This is a genomic window from Streptomyces nanshensis (genome assembly GCF_001751255.1).
Taxonomy (GTDB): Bacteria; Actinomycetota; Actinomycetes; order Streptomycetales; family Streptomycetaceae; genus Streptomyces; species Streptomyces nanshensis_A.
Genome location: NZ_LJGW01000256.1, coordinates 1 through 14213, shown reverse-complemented (window position 1 = coordinate 14213; position 14213 = coordinate 1). Strand labels below are relative to the sequence as shown.

General features: G+C 68.1%; 11 protein-coding genes. 4 read left to right on the top strand and 7 right to left on the bottom strand.

The genetic code is table 11. The features are described 5' to 3' along the window. Positions 1–48: 48 nt before the first annotated feature. From AN218_RS14975 to eccD, 3 genes are all read right to left on the bottom strand, one after another. The gene (locus AN218_RS14975) at positions 49–2298 is read right to left on the bottom strand and encodes a polyribonucleotide nucleotidyltransferase (protein WP_070017389.1); all 2250 of its coding nucleotides are present in this window, start codon (positions 2296–2298) and stop codon (positions 49–51) included. Between the two features lie 337 nt (positions 2299–2635). Continuing rightward, the gene (gene rpsO / locus AN218_RS14970) at positions 2636–2926 is read right to left on the bottom strand and encodes a 30S ribosomal protein S15 (RefSeq protein WP_070017388.1); all 291 of its coding nucleotides are present in this window, start codon (positions 2924–2926) and stop codon (positions 2636–2638) included. A 188-nt stretch (positions 2927–3114) separates the two neighbouring features. After that, the gene (gene eccD, locus AN218_RS14965; RefSeq protein WP_244900462.1) at positions 3115–4575 is read right to left on the bottom strand and encodes a type VII secretion integral membrane protein EccD; all 1461 of its coding nucleotides are present in this window, start codon (positions 4573–4575) and stop codon (positions 3115–3117) included. Between the two features lie 266 nt (positions 4576–4841). Here eccD and eccCa point away from each other — a divergent pair, with 266 nt between their 5' ends. Together eccCa and AN218_RS14955 are read left to right on the top strand one after the other, a co-directional pair. Beyond that, entirely contained in the window at positions 4842–8786 is a 3945-nt protein-coding gene (gene eccCa / locus AN218_RS14960; RefSeq protein ID WP_070017387.1) for a type VII secretion protein EccCa, read from the top strand. A gap of 349 nt (positions 8787–9135) precedes the next feature. Further along, positions 9136–9390, top strand: coding sequence for a DUF397 domain-containing protein (locus tag AN218_RS14955; protein ID WP_070017386.1), 255 nt, complete (start codon positions 9136–9138; stop codon positions 9388–9390). 253 nt (positions 9391–9643) lie between these two features. On the opposite strand, the gene AN218_RS14950 is transcribed toward AN218_RS14955, so the two are convergent. Genes AN218_RS14950 through AN218_RS14935 form a run of 4 tightly spaced genes read right to left on the bottom strand, consistent with a single transcriptional unit; the run spans position 9644 to position 12784 of the window. Then, positions 9644–10492: a hypothetical protein gene (locus AN218_RS14950; RefSeq protein WP_079132192.1), complete on the bottom strand. Its 849-nt coding sequence runs from the start codon at positions 10490–10492 to the stop codon at positions 9644–9646. Next, positions 10489–11175: a hypothetical protein gene (locus AN218_RS14945; RefSeq protein WP_070017385.1), complete on the bottom strand. Its 687-nt coding sequence runs from the start codon at positions 11173–11175 to the stop codon at positions 10489–10491. Before AN218_RS14945 ends, AN218_RS14950 begins: the two co-directional genes overlap by 4 nt. Further along, a complete protein-coding gene (locus AN218_RS14940; RefSeq protein WP_070017384.1) occupies positions 11172–12461 on the bottom strand; it encodes a WXG100 family type VII secretion target in 1290 nt (429 codons plus the stop codon). Before AN218_RS14940 ends, AN218_RS14945 begins: the two co-directional genes overlap by 4 nt. Next, on the bottom strand, positions 12461–12784 hold the full coding sequence (locus AN218_RS14935; RefSeq protein ID WP_070017383.1) for a hypothetical protein: 324 nt from the start codon (positions 12782–12784) through the stop codon (positions 12461–12463). The genes AN218_RS14940 and AN218_RS14935 overlap by 1 nt, the downstream gene beginning before the upstream one ends. 244 nt (positions 12785–13028) lie before the next feature. On the opposite strand from AN218_RS14935, the gene AN218_RS36100 reads away from it, so the two are divergent. Both AN218_RS36100 and AN218_RS14925 read left to right on the top strand, forming a co-directional pair. Continuing rightward, positions 13029–13553 (top strand): hypothetical protein, encoded by a 525-nt coding sequence (locus tag AN218_RS36100; protein ID WP_141747587.1) that lies wholly within the window; start codon positions 13029–13031, stop codon positions 13551–13553. Between the two features lie 196 nt (positions 13554–13749). Further along, positions 13750–14091, top strand: a complete 342-nt coding sequence (locus AN218_RS14925) for a hypothetical protein (protein ID WP_070017381.1) — start codon at positions 13750–13752, stop codon at positions 14089–14091. Positions 14092–14213 lie beyond the last annotated feature (122 nt).

The following is a 14213-nucleotide window of genomic DNA, read 5'->3' as shown; positions in this document are numbered from 1 at the left end:
CCCGCCCCTCCGCGGAGGTGGGGCGGGCCGTCGCACGGTGCGTGTGTGTCACTTGTCGTCCGCGTCGGCGTCGGCCGTCGCGGAGGCGTTCTGCTCCGAGTCGGAGCCCCCGGACTCCTCGTCCTCCAGGACGGGGATGAGCGAGAGCTTGCCGCGCTGGTCGATCTCGGCGATCTCGACCTGGACCTTCTGGCCGACGCCGAGGACGTCCTCGACGTTCTCGACGCGCTTGCCGCCGGCGAGCTTGCGGATCTGCGAGATGTGCAGCAGACCGTCCTTGCCGGGGAGCAGCGAGACGAAGGCGCCGAAGGTGGTCGTCTTGACGACCGTGCCCAGGTAGCGCTCGCCGACCTCGGGCATCGTCGGGTTGGCGATGCCGTTGATCGTACTGCGGGCGGCCTCGGCGGCCGGGCCGTCGGCGGCACCGATGTAGATCGTGCCGTCGTCCTCGATCGTGATGTCGGCGCCGGTGTCCTCCTGGATCTGGTTGATCATCTTGCCCTTGGGGCCGATGACTTCGCCGATCTTGTCCACCGGGATCTTGACCGTGATGATCCGCGGGGCGTTGGGGGACATCTCGTCCGGGACGTCGATGGCCTCGTTCATCACGTCCAGGATGTGCAGCCGCGCGTCGCGGGCCTGCTTGAGCGCCGCGGCGAGCACGGACGCCGGGATGCCGTCCAGCTTGGTGTCGAGCTGGAGGGCGGTGACGAACTGGCGGGTGCCGGCGACCTTGAAGTCCATGTCGCCGTAGGCGTCTTCGGCACCGAGGATGTCGGTGAGCGTGACGTAGTGCGTCTCGCCCTCGATCTCCTTGGAGATCAGACCCATGGCGATGCCGGCGACGGGCGCCTTGAGCGGCACACCGGCGTTCAGCAGGGACATCGTGGACGCGCAGACCGAGCCCATGGACGTCGAGCCGTTGGAGCCGAGCGCTTCGGAGACCTGGCGGATCGCGTACGGGAACTCCTCGCGCGTGGGCAGCACCGGCACCAGCGCACGCTCGGCGAGCGCGCCGTGGCCGATCTCGCGGCGCTTGGGAGAGCCGACGCGGCCCGTCTCACCGGTGGAGTAGGGCGGGAAGTTGTAGTTGTGCATGTACCGCTTGCGGGTCACCGGCGAGAGGGTGTCCAACTGCTGTTCCATGCGCAGCATGTTGAGCGTCGTCACCCCGAGGATCTGCGTCTCGCCGCGCTCGAAGAGCGCCGAGCCGTGCACCCGCGGGATGGCCTCGACCTCGGCGGCGAGCGTACGGATGTCCGTGACGCCGCGGCCGTCGATGCGCTTCTTCTCCTTGATGACGCGCTCGCGGACCAGTTCCTTGGTCAGCGTGCGGTACGCGGCGGAGATCTCCTTCTCGCGGCCCTCGAACTGCGGGATGAGCTTCTCGGCGGCCAGGCCCTTCACGCGGTCCAGCTCGGCCTCGCGCTCCTGCTTGCCCGCGATGGTGAGGGCCTGGGCCAGCTCGTCGCGTACGGACTCGGTGAGGGCTTCGAGCACGTCGTCCTGGTGGTCCAGGAAGACGGGGAACTCGGCGACCGGCTTGGCGGCCTTGGCCGCCAGGTCCGCCTGGGCCTTGCACAGCACCCTGATGAAGGGCTTGGCGGCCTCGAGTCCGGCGGCGACGACCTCCTCGGTCGGGGCCTCGGCGCCGCCCCGTACCAGCTCGACGGTCTTCTCGGTGGCCTCGGCCTCGACCATCATCACGGCGACGTCGCCGTCGGGGAGGGTGCGGCCGGCGACGACCATGTCGAAGACGGCGTCCTCGAGTTCGCTGTGCGTCGGGAAGGCGACCCACTGCCCGTTGATCAGGGCGACGCGGGTGCCGCCGATCGGCCCGGAGAAGGGCAGACCGGAGAGCTGCGTCGAGCAGGAGGCGGCGTTGATGGCGACCACGTCGTAGAGGTGGTCGGGGTTGAGGGCCATGATCGTCTCGACGATCTGGATCTCGTTGCGCAGGCCCTTCTTGAAGGAGGGGCGCAGCGGGCGGTCGATCAGGCGGCACGTGAGGATCGCGTCCTCGGACGGGCGGCCCTCGCGGCGGAAGAAGGAGCCGGGGATCTTCCCGGCCGCGTACATCCGCTCCTCGACGTCCACCGTGAGCGGGAAGAAGTCGAGCTGTTCCTTGGGCTGCTTCGAGGCGGTCGTGGCCGACAGCACCATGGTGTCGTCGTCCAGGTACGCCACTGCGGAACCGGCGGCCTGCTTGGCCACGCGGCCCGTCTCGAAACGGATCGTGCGGGTGCCGAAGGAGCCGTTGTCGATGACGGCTTCGGCGTAGTGGGTCTCGTTCTCCACCAGGGATATCTCCTCGTCTGTGTCCGGCGCCCGCGTGGCGGCGGACCGGCTGCGGAGGAGCGCTCCCTGTGCGGGCCGGTCTTCGATCGAAGCACCCGGAACATCTCTGTCCGGGAGCCACTACCGAGGACCGGCGACGGCGGGGCGCCCCTGCCGCGTCTGCATACGTGTGTCTGTGTTGCCTGCGTATGTGCGGGGACCGCGGCTACGGGAGCGCGGTCGTGTTGTTGTACGTCGTGCTGGGACCAGCCTACAAACCATCCGGTCCCTCAGATACAGCGAAGGGAGCGGCTCCCTTTCCGGGAACCGCTCCCTGCCTCTCACGAGGCCGGCATGCTCAGCGGGCGCCCGCCGCACCGCGGCGGATGCCGAGGCGCTCGACCAGGGCGCGGAAGCGCTGGATGTCCTTCTTCGCCAGGTACTGCAGGAGGCGGCGGCGCTGGCCGACCAGCAGCAGCAGACCACGGCGGGAGTGGTGGTCGTGCTTGTGGGTCTTCAGGTGCTCGGTCAGGTCCGAGATACGACGGGAGAGCAGCGCCACCTGGACCTCGGGGGAGCCGGTGTCACTCTCCTTGGTGGCGAACTCGGAGATGATCTGCTTCTTCGTCGCGGCGTCGAGAGACGACACTCGTACTCCTCATTGGTTCCGCCCATGAGCGCCCCTGGTCTTCGTCTCAGGGGATGCTTCGGATACTCGAAGGGCCGGACCAGCTTACCAGCGCTTCCGCATGCCTCCGCCCGCCCCCTGTGCGGCTGTTGGGGACGGGCGGAGGGCGGAGAAGCAGAGGCGGCGCGGCCGGTACGCGGCCGCGTCCGTCAGCCTCCGATCGAGCCCCGCACGTCCGCGTAGACATGCATCACCGCGAGGCAGAGCGGGATCAGGGACAGCAGGACGAAGGTCTCCGTCAGCTCCATGAACCGGCCCCAGAAGGGCGTCAGCCCCGTACGCGGCACGATGAGCCCGATCGCGGTGACCAGGGCGGCGGCGACCGCGATGGACGCGGCGATCCAGACCGTACGCACGTCGAGCCCGGCGCTGTCGCCCCGGACGAAGTCACGGACCAGCTCCGTCGGAGGATTGAGCGAGAGGCCGAGGGCGAGCAGCGTCAGGGCGCCGAGGCCGGCGCCGAGCGCGCAGGTGACCTGCGAGGTGTAGCGGAAGAGACGGGCGCGCAGCAGCATCGCGATGCCGGTGGCGAGGGCGAGGAGCTGGGCCCAGCCGCTGTGGGAGAAGCCCAGCACGGCGGCGGTGCCGACGACGGCGGCGCACCAGCCGCCGACGAGGCCGACGAGCATCTCGTGTCCGCGGCGGGCCTGGGCGGCGATCCGCTCGGCGTCGATGGGGCCCTGGAGTCCGCGGGCGCTGTCCTGGCCGCCCTCGTAACCGCCCACGCGGGGCTCGAACCCTATGGGGAGGCGCGCGAAGCGGGCGGAGAGCCCCGGCAGGAAGGCGATGACGCCGACACAGAAGGGGGCGGCGATGGACGCGGCGTCGACGGCCTTGATATCGGCGATGACGGCGACGAACGTGAAGACCGTGCCGGTCGCGGCGACGATCGCGGAGGCGACGAACGGACCGTCGCCGCGCGGTGTGATCGCGATGAGGACCGCGGAGGCCAGCAGCACCGCGACGCAGCCCAGCAGGAACTGGAGCCGTCCGATGCCCTCTCCCTCGGCGAGCGGCAGGATGCCCGAACCGGCGAGCATCACATGGGGCATGGCGCCCAGGCCGAGCGCGATGGAGGAGGCCCTGTCGTCGTAGACGCGGGCGCGTACGCAGGCGAGCGAGACGAGCAGGACGCCGGCGGCCGCGGCGATGATGCCGGGCAGTCCGTGCATGTCGTGCCCGACCGGGTCGGCGAACCACAGCGCGAAGGCCATGAGCACCAACAGCACGCCGCCGCCGGTGAGTCCGGCCGCGCGCATCTGCTTCTCGCCCCACAGGGCGCGGTTCTGCCGTACGCCCGAGGCCACCGCGTCGCTGACGTCGTCGAAGACCGCGGAGGGCAGCGAGTCGGCGAACGGCCGCAACAGCAGGACCTCGCCGTCACGGATGCCGTTGCCCGCGAGGGAGAGGCCCGACTCCAGCACCCGGCCGTCCCTGCGCACCAGGTGGTACCCCGACAGGGAGCCCTCGGCCGCGGCGCCCCCGGAGAGCCGCGCGATCTCCGGATAGACGTCGGACAGGGGCACGTCCTCGGGGAGCGCGACGTCGATGCGCCCCCCGGGAGCAACTACCGTGACGCGGCAGAAGCCGGTCGCTGCGGTCGTGGCCACCTTGTTGTTCCCCCTTGCTGACTGCTCTGACTCGGCGTCACGATGAATAAGACATCTCGGGCTCACGCATTGCCCCAAGCTCCCTCGCCGCGGATGCACTTGGGGGAGATTGCGGTCACCTTACCGTCCATGGCCGACAGTCGGTCCTCCCGGATACCGGAGACTGCCGCACCTACTAGGATCAGCGTCTGCATGACCGGTAGCTGTTGCGAGGGCGGGGGCGTCGGTGCGGAATTGCGAATTTATCGTGAAGGACTGATGTAACGGTGAGTGTGGTCATCGTGAAGCGGCAGCCACGGGTCATGCCGCCGACCGTGCCCGAGGGGGAAGTCAAGCTCGAATCTCCTCCCGAACTGCCGCGCGACGGCGACAACGACATCTGGATGAACCTGCTGCCCGTGATGGGCATGGGCGGCTCGGTCGCATTCTTCTTCATGCCGGGTGCAGCTCCGTACATGAAGGTCGTCGGCGCCCTGATGGCGGTTTCCACCGTCGCGATGGCGGTCGCGCAGGTCGTCAGGGCGCGGCGCGGGGGCCGTGCGCAGATGGGCCAGGAGCGGAGGGATTACTTCCGCTATCTCGACCAGGTCCGCAAGGACGTACGCAAGACCTCCGAGGCGCAGCGGAACGCGCAGCTCTATCAGCATCCGAGTCCGGATCAGCTCTGGGCGATCGCCGGAGACGCCAAACGGCTGTGGGAACGGCGCCCGTCCGACAACGACTTCTCGTCCGTGCGAATCGGCACGGGCTGGCAGCAGTTGAGCACTCCGCTCGTCGCACCGGAAACCGCTCCCAAGGACGAACTCGAACCGCTCACCGCGGAAGCGATGAAATCCTTCCTGGACATTCACCGTTCACTTCCCGATCTCCCCATCGCGGTGAGTCTGCGCGCCTTTTACCACGTGGTGGTGACAGGAAGTACGGACGAGGTCTACGGCAATGTGCGTGCCGCCGTCGGACAGCTCTCCGCGCTGCACTCCCCCGAGGAGCTGATGATCGCGGTCGTCGCCCACCCCGGCTCGATGGCCGAGTGGGACTGGACGAAGTGGCTGCCGCACGCGCAGCACCCCTCGAAGTCCGACGGAGCGGGCCAGGCACGGCTGTTCTACGACGACCTCGGCCAGCTCGAGGAGTCCCTCGCCAGCCAGCTCGACGGACGCGCCCGCTGGAACCGCGACGGCGCACCCGTCTCGGACCAGGCGCACATCATCGTGATCCTCGACGGCGGCTCGATCCCGCCGGACTCCCAACTGGCCGGTGCCGAGGGCCTCCAGGGCGTCACCTTCATCGAGGTCGCGCCGGGCACCCTCGACGACCAGATGTCCGGCGGCCTGACCGTGCACGTACGCGAGAACGCCCTCGACCTGTACGTGGGACGGGAGTCGGCGTACTCGGGAAAGCCGGACGTGCTCAGCTACGAGCAGGCCGAGGCCCTCGCCCGGCAGCTCTCGCCGCTGCGCATGGGCAGCGGCGAGGAGGGCGAACCGCTGCTCTCCAACCTCGACTTCACCGACCTCATGGGCATCGGCGACGCCGGCTCGGTCGACATGGCGCGCACATGGCGGCCCCGTTCGCTGCACGAGCGGCTGCGTGTGCCGATCGGCATCGGCGGCGAAGGCGAGCCGGTCATGCTCGACATCAAGGAGGCCTCGCAGGAGGGCATGGGCCCGCACGGTCTGTGCGTCGGCGCCACCGGTTCCGGCAAGTCGGAGCTGCTGCGTACGCTCGTGCTCGGCCTGGCCGTCACGCACTCCTCCGAGACGCTCAACTTCATCCTCGCGGACTTCAAGGGCGGCGCGACCTTCACGGGCATGGCCGACATGCCGCACACCGCGGCGGTCATCACCAACCTCGCCGACGAGCTGACGCTCGTCGACCGCATGCGCGACGCGATCACCGGGGAGCTCAACCGCCGCCAGGAAGTGCTGCGCAGGGCGGGCAACTACGCGAACATCACGGACTACGAGAAGGCGCGCGCCGCGGGCGCCGCGCTGGACCCGCTGCCGTCCCTCGTCCTGATCATCGACGAGTTCAGCGAACTGCTCACCGCCAAGCCCGACTTCATCGACATGTTCATCCAGATCGGCCGCATCGGCCGTTCGCTGGGTGTGCACATGCTGCTCGCCTCGCAGCGCCTGGAGGAGGGCAAGCTGCGCGGACTCGACACCTTCCTGTCGTACCGGATCGGTCTGCGTACGTTCTCGGCCGCCGAGTCGCGCACCGCGATCGGCGTGCCGGACGCCTACCACCTGCCCAACGTGCCGGGCGCCGGCTTCCTGAAGTACGACACCGAGACGATGGTGCAGTTCAAGGCCGCGTACGTCTCCGGTGCCTACCGGGCGGCGGGGCCCACGCGGGTCAGCCAGGCCACGCAGACGCGTCCGGTGACGTTCACGGCCACGCCGGTCGCGCTGCCGGTGGCCCCCGAGCCGGAGAAGAAGGAGGACACCGACTCCGTCGACGACGCGCTCGCCGACACCGTGCTCGACGTCATCGTGCAGAAGATGGTCGGCCAGGGCCCGTCCGCACACCAGGTGTGGCTGCCGCCGCTGGACGAGCCGCCGTCCCTCGACCAGTTGCTGCCGGCACTGGCCGCCACTCCCGAACGGGGCCTGACGGCACCGGAGTACACGGCGCTGGGCCGTCTCGCGGTGCCCGTCGCGCTGCTGGACAAGCCGTTCGAGCAGCGCCGCGACGTGCTCTACCGGGACTTCTCCGGCGCGGCCGGCCACGGCTTCGTCATCGGCGGTCCGCAGTCCGGCAAGTCGACGCTGCTGCGTACGCTCATGACGTCGTTCGCGCTGACCCACACCCCGTCCGAAGTGCAGTTCTACTGCCTGGACTTCGGCGGCGGCTCGCTGCTGTCGATGGAGGAGCTGCACCACGTCGGCGGCGTCGCCAACCGCCTCGACGGCGAGAAGGTGCGCCGTACGGTCAGCGAGGTCATGTCGATCCTCAACGAGCGCGAGGAGTACTTCCGCGCGCACAACGTCGACTCCATCGCGACCTACCGGCAGCGCCGCGCGGCCGGGCAGCTCCCGGACCAGAAGTGGGGCGACGTCTTCCTCATCGTCGACGGCTGGGCGACGTTCAAGAACGACTACGAGATGCTGGAGAGCGACGTCACCGACATCGCCACCCGGGGTCTCGGCTTCGGCGTCCACCTCATCCTCACCGCCTCGCGGTACACGGAGGTGCGCCCGGCGCTGAAGGACCTCCTCCAGAACCGCGTGGAACTGCGCCTGGGCGACCCGTCCGAATCGGAGATCGACCGCAAGGTCGCGGCGAACGTGCCGGTGGCCATGCCCGGACGCGGTCTGAGCCCGGACAAGCTGCACCTGATGACGGCGCTGCCGCGCATCGACGGCTCCGCCACGCTGGAGGACCTCTCGGAGGCCACACGGCAGACGATCAGCGCCGTCAACGAGCACTGGAAGGGCGAACCGGCCCCCGCGGTGCGGCTGCTGCCGACGATGCTGGAGGCCTCGCGGCTGCCCAAGGGCTCCGACTACCCGGACCACGGGGTGGCGTTCGGCATCGACGAGAGCACGCTACGGCCGGTGTTCGTCAACTTCGAGACGGACCCGCTGTTCGTGGTCTTCGGCGAGAGCGAGTCCGGCAAGAGCGCCCTGCTGCGGCTGCTGATGCACCAGATCACGGAGCGGTACAGCCCGGACAAGGCCAAGATCGTCGTCGGCGACTACCGGCGCGCACATCTCCAGGGCGTACCGGAGGCGCACCTCTCGCGGTACTGCGCGGCGGCGCCCTCGCTCCAGGAGACGCTGGAGGGGCTGGCGGGCTCGATGTCGCGGCGCATGCCGGGTCCGGACGTCACGCCGGAGCAACTGCGCAACCGCAGTTGGTACGACAGCCCCGACGCGTTCGTCGTCATCGACGACTACGACCTGGTAGCCACCGGGCAGAACCCGCTGATGCCGCTGCTGGAGTATCTGCCCTTCGCACGGGACGTGGGACTGCGCGTCATCCTCGCCCGCTCCTCCGGCGGCGCCAGCCGCGCGCTGTACGAGCCGGTGATGCAGCGGGTGAAGGAGCTGGGCGCACAGGGCGTCGTGCTGTCCGGCGACAAGTCCGAGGGCCAACTGCTCGGCAACATCGCGCCGACGCAACTCCCGCCGGGGCGGGGCTACTTCCAGACCCGGCGACGGGGCGGGCAGCTCGTGCAGACGGGGTGGATGCCGGCGAACAACTGAGCCGTGGCCGCGGGGCGGGCCTGGCGGCCCGCTCATGGGGCGTACGGCGAGGCGGCGTACGGCACGAGCGAGAGCCCGGGCAGGGAGCGGAGACGCGGAGACCCTGCCCGGGCTTCGTCGTGTGTACCGGGAGGGGCGCGGGGGTGTGCGGGAAGGGTGCACGGTTGTACGTAGGGTCCTCAGCGGTCGTGCGCACGGGTCGTACGGAAGGGTGCCGCGGTCGTACGGGAGGGTGCGCGGAGGTGCCGGGCGCCCCGGGGCGACTCCCCTGATCCGGCCTGCACGCTCTCACCGCATGAAATGATGTTCCGGATTCACGCCGAAGGTGCCGAAGAAGGAGCATGCGCCGATGGGGACGCAGCAGGAGAAGGACGAGCTGTACGCGATGGACATCTCCGACGCCGTCTGGGAGTCGGCGCCGGGCGCCCCGGAGGAGGAACGGGTCGAGATCGCGCACCTGCCCGGCGGCGCGGTGGCGATGCGCAACTCCAAGGACCCGGAGACGGTGCTGCGTTACACCGAGGCGGAGTGGCGCGCGTTCGTACTGGGCGCGCGGGACGGGGAGTTCGACCTGGAGCCGACGCCGGAGAACGGCGGAATGTAGGGCCGGGGCGGGCGCGGAGGAGCCCGGGGCCCGGAGTTCAGTCCCGTCCCGGGCTCAGCCCCGTCCCGGGCTCAGTCCCGTCCGGGGGCCGCCGCGAGGATCCGCGCGTGCTCGGCCTTGGCCGAACGCCCCTCGATGGAACGCACCCGCGTCCCGCGCTCCACGGTCATCAGCCCGCGCCCGCCGGGCGCCCAGGACCGGATCGACTGCGGAGGACGCGCTGCCTCATCGGCGCATCAGACACATCGGCACGTCAGATCAATTGCCGGTCGAATCCAGCGCGTTCAGCCCTCTGTTGACGCTCTGCCTCGATCTGGCCGCGCTCACCCCGCAGAGCGGCCCAGTCCTGCGGCTGCACCAGCAGCAGTTCACCACTGCCCGGAACGAGAAGGGCGCCGCCGAACACGTCGTCTCCCGCGAACCACACGCCGTCGGAGATCGACTCGGGCCAGTCCAGTCCCAGCGGCTGACGTGCCGACATCTTCGGGGACGCCTGCTCTCCCTCACCGAGCCGGAGAACACGCTTTCCGCTGCTCTGCCGGCCCAACTTCTCCACGGGCGTACGGAATTCCACGTCGTACGCCTTCAGCGCCCTGGAACAGTGCCGAAGCCAGCTCAACTGCTGCACCAGCACGATCGCTCCCGACACGAGGCCCAACATTCCCACCACGATGAGAGGGAAGAAGTACGAGATCTCAGTACTCAGCGGCACCGCGCCGAGGGATCCCGCCACGAGAACCAGCACCACGAACCGGCGTACCACGACCAGGCGGTGATGCCTCACTGCACCGCGGCAGTCCGAACCGTCCGTGGCATAGGCGGTTGCGTTCACCGACTTGTACATCCACCCCACCGCGGTCATGACGGCCACAGTGACCAGGCCGATGATTCCCGGGACTCCCAGAATGAAGAGGGAGTCGCTGAAGATGGCAAGGGTGAGCCCGTAGCTGACCACCCAGGCCGACGCCGCGAGGATCGCCAACCGCCACCGCCAGGCCCGCCGTTTCTCCGCGCCGGCCGACCCACCCGCCGTCTCGCTCTGTGCAACTGCCGGGCTCGGCACGGCCTTTCCCTGACTGCTATGACTACTCTCCGCGGTCATCCGAAGTCATTCCTTACTGCCTCGGCAACTGCGCCGGGCTCGCGTTGTGACGATTGCGGATCGTTAAAGGTGACCGTCTTCGCCACACCGATCAGCACGTTGCGGTATTCATCGATGAGATGCAGAGACGGGGTGACGAGTTGGAGAACGGTCACCGACGAGGAACGCGTGTCGGGAATCGCGACCATACCTCGCCAGACCGAAGCCTTCGCGGGCGCTTCACCACGTGCCGGTTCCCTTTGGGGCACGTCCGTCTCCTCGACAGTGCCGGTGACAAAGCCTGTTCCACAGGGCAGTTCAAGGGGCACGATCCCGGTGTCCGTGGTGTCCCCGGCACCGGACTCCATCAGCACTGTCAGTGCCGCCTTGGGATCGACGCCCTGCGTGTCCAAAATGGAGACGACCAGCACCGACATGGAGGCACCGCTCTCCCCGTCCGGGTGCAAGCCGAGTGCACAACCGACGACGCGATGCTTCTGCAGCTCCCACATCATCAGGGCGTACATGCGGAACACCTGGTCCGCCCGATCGCGAAGCCCCTCCGGCAACGCCAGGATCTGGCGCGCCAGTTCCTCTAGACGCTCGCGGCTGGGATAGACATCGACCTGCAGATAGCCGTAAGGAAGGTCGTACCAGAACGCCGGTCGAGGCTTGACTGCGGAATCTTCCTGAACACTGTTCACAGCAGCTGGAGTCCTGCCCTCAGGTCTCCCAGACCTTCCGTCAGAACATCGATATTGCCCTTGGCGCCCTGGACCGCGATACCCCCCTTGACGCCCTCGGCAGCGTAATGACTGCCTCCCTCGTCGGGCAGAACCCCCATCGTCTCCAAGGAGGATGCTGTGTTGGCGAGAGCATTGACACCGTTCACGGCATAATCCACCGTGCCTGTTCGCGGATCGGTCGCAACGTCGAGTGCCTTGAAGTTGAACGCCTCGACGGTTTCCCGCCCGAACGTGATGGCCTTGGACCCGAGGGACATCGCTTCACCTCCCTCCCTTGCCGCACCTACCGCCATGGCGACTTCGCCGCCCCCCTTCGCCAGCGCACCGGCGCCCGGCAGCACACCAAGCGCGTCCCCGGCGAAGGAGCCCCAGGCAGTGAGAGCCGCCCCCGTGCCGTATTTACCGGTCAGCGAATCCCGGAAGTCCTCACTGGCGAAGTTCTTACCCAGCGAGGCGGCGCTAGCGACGACCGCGATGCCCGCGAAGAGCGGAGCCAGCGGCGTCGGGAAGAGCGCCAGCAGACCCGCGATCGCGCCGATGGTCCCCGCGTGGTCGAGGAGGAACTCTCCGACCTTCTGCAGTCCGTCACCGATCGCGCTGAGGGCCTTGCTCAGCCAGCCGGGCTCCTCCGGAGCGAGCTTGTCGTCGGCCTTGTCGAGCTCGTCCGCAACCTTGTCGGCGTCGCGCTCGTGCTCCTTCTCCAGGGTCTTGGCCTTCTCGATGACGTCGTTGTATGCCCCATTGGCCTTCTCCAGACTGTCGGCGGCGTCCTTCAGCCGGCGCTCGGCCGCGCGCAGCCGCTCGGTGGCTGCGTCCGCCTCGGCCTGGCTGGGGAACTCCTTGCCGCCGAGCTTGAGATCCGGATCCTTTGCGGCGGTCTCCTGACGCTCCTTGGCGGAATCGGCGGCTTGCTTCTTCTCCTTGGCCTCGTCGTCGTACTTCTTCGCCAGCTCACGGTTCGACGTCAGGTCGCTGTCCCACTTGGCGAGTTGGGCAGCGGCCTTCTCCAGGGAGGTTGCGGCGTCCTTCATGTACTTGGGCAGGTCGCCGTCGAGCTTGTCGCGGAAGGCGTCCGCAGCGTCGCCCTCCCAGTGGCCGCTCTCGCCGAGCAGGCGCTCGATCTGTGTATGACAGCTACGCAGAGCGGTCGCCGCCTTGTTGACCTTGTTCTTGAGCGATTGGACTTCGGAAGGGACACCGGGGACCGGGTTCCAGCCGAGATGCGGGTACGGGTTCCCCGCCATCACTTGCCCCCGCCGGCCGAAGTGCCCTGCTGTTCCATCTGCTTGAGCGCCTTTCCCAGGTTCGTCTCCATCTCCTGGTAGCTCAGCTTGTTCGACTTCACGCCCTCTTGGATGCCACCGATCATCTCGCTCATCTGCTCCGAGCCGTATCTCCAGTGGTCCTGGAACTGGTCGCAGGCTTTGTCGAGACGGGAGGTGCCGATCTGATCGCCACGCACGTGTGCCAGTGCCGTACGGGCGTCGTCAAGATCCTTGACACTGCTGTCCAACGTCTTGACGAACTGATCGAGTTGATCAACATCCGTCTTGAAGTGGTCCCCCATGAAGTGCTTCTCCTCGATGGTGACAGGGAGCGAACGACCTGGTCGGGGGCTCGCCTCAACCGGGCGTTGCCCTCAGGAGGCGATTGTGTGTCCCGCAGCGGACCTAATTGTACGAGCAGGAGCAGTCGTCCGGAGCCTGATCGTCACGGCGGCGGCACCCGTCAGCCAGTTATGTGTCCAGTTGGCAACGGCAGTACGTCGACGGAGAGTTGAAGGCCGCGAGGTCCGTAAGAAACCACGACTCTTGGAAGAGCCCTCCACGAAGCTCTACGGGAAAACCACACCTTCCCATGGCGCGGAGACGGCGTCGACGTACCGTGGGGCCGAGGGGGCAGAGCGGCGCCCCTCATTGCTGCTGCCGACACAGAAGGGCTCCCGCGTGAAGAACCAGCCCCGGAACGGGCACACGTCCGATGCACGTTCCCTCAATAAGATCGAGATGTACTGGTTCGTGGGCCTTCTGCTCCTGGCGGTTGCTGTAGTCCTCGCGCTCACGCTCACGGGCACTCCAATCGGGGCAGCGATTCAGATCATGGCGTGGATATACGTCCCTATCGCCGTAGTGGTCAACTTCTGGCTTCGCCGCCGGAAGCGACTCGCCATGCCACAACTGTCGATGTCCCTCGACGACGTTCGCGACCGTGTCGATACCGACGGTCTACGCTCAGTGAAGGCGAACAAGGGCGAAGTCAGTGCAGTGAAGGAGTTGCGGCGCCAAGAGCCCATGCTCTCCCTCAAGGACGCGGTGGACCTGGTCAGGCAACTCTGATCAGGTTGGTCCGAGCCGTGGGCGTTTCGCAAGGCTTTGCTGGCGGCAGGGGCACGCGACCCGCAGTTACAACCGCCCGCCGCACCCGAGCAGCGGGCTGGGTAGCCTCTTGGAACGTATCGCTCGCAACTTCCATACCTGGCACGGGATTTATCGAACTCGGCGGTCCAGGACTGGCGGGATAAGCTGCCGCCACATGAGCCGCAGTATCTTCAGCCGGAACGGGCAGGACACCGAGAGTCGACCGCTGAGCAGCGGTGGCAAGCAGGACCTGCTGCGCTCCAAGCGGCAGGCACTGCGCGTACTGCCGGGCGTGACATGTGTCTTTGCCAGCCTGTATATCGTCATGGCTGTCGCCACCGTCGTGAAGGGCGATTTCCGGCTCGCCTGGATGCTCAACGCGATTCCCGCACTGGCGGCGCTGTATCTGGCGGCCCTAGGCGTACGCCGACGCAGCATCACCATGAGCGCGGCCGGGCTCGGTGTGCTGTGCGCGTGGGGTGCGCTGTCCGCGCTCGCCACGAAGGGCCTGGGCTGAGACACGGGTTGGTCGGGGGCCGGAGTTTGGTCAGCAGTTCAAAGCTTCGCTCTGTATCTGTCCTGGAAGAACTGATGCCGTCGACTCGTCCGTCAGGACGGAGGCTGATTCGGCGGCGGAGG